Origin of the sequence: Bradyrhizobium sp. 2TAF24, assembly GCF_052115025.1 — a bacterium.
GTDB lineage: Bacteria > Pseudomonadota > Alphaproteobacteria > Rhizobiales > Xanthobacteraceae > Bradyrhizobium_A.
In genome coordinates this window covers 1-492 of sequence record NZ_JBFRFW010000076.1, presented here as the reverse complement: position 1 = coordinate 492, position 492 = coordinate 1, and the positions used below count along the sequence as shown (strand labels likewise).

Genomic DNA, 492 nt, shown 5'->3' with positions numbered 1-492 from the left:
ACCAATGTGCACGCTACCGTGACCATTACGGCGATGATAGATAAAATATTCGCGGTCGCTGTTGTTCGACATCACCGGGATTTTGCCAAACGACGTCGATTTCATATTGCCCTGAGCGTCATAGACCATCAGACCATGCAGCTGCGGCAGGCGGGATTTCAGATCGGCGAGATAGATATCAAACTGTGGTGCATTGATCTGGTCAACGTTCTCGACCGGCAGATTACGGCGARTGTCGCGCAGCACCAACTCCGCCTGAAGAAAGGTATCTTCCGCTTGCCGCGCCTGCGAGATCGATAGGTTAACCGCATCGCGCTCAATATCCTCGACCGCGCGCTCCCAGGAGCGGGTCAGCGTCCAGGTGGTGGTCGCCACCCCTGCCAGCAGCAATGTCACGATAAAAAAGGTGATACTGCGCCCAAGCGAAGATTCGAGTGCCAGTTTCCGTGCGAGCTGCTTTCTAAATTTCATCCACGCTCCTTTGTCACATCC

The 492-nt window shown here is 54.4% G+C and carries 1 protein-coding gene; it reads right to left on the bottom strand.

The genetic code is table 11. The features are described 5' to 3' along the window. Positions 1–471: PDC sensor domain-containing protein (locus AB4Z37_RS32985; protein WP_441520882.1), on the bottom strand; the 471-nt coding region annotated here is incomplete at its 3' end. Between the last annotated feature and the right edge of the window lie 21 nt (positions 472–492).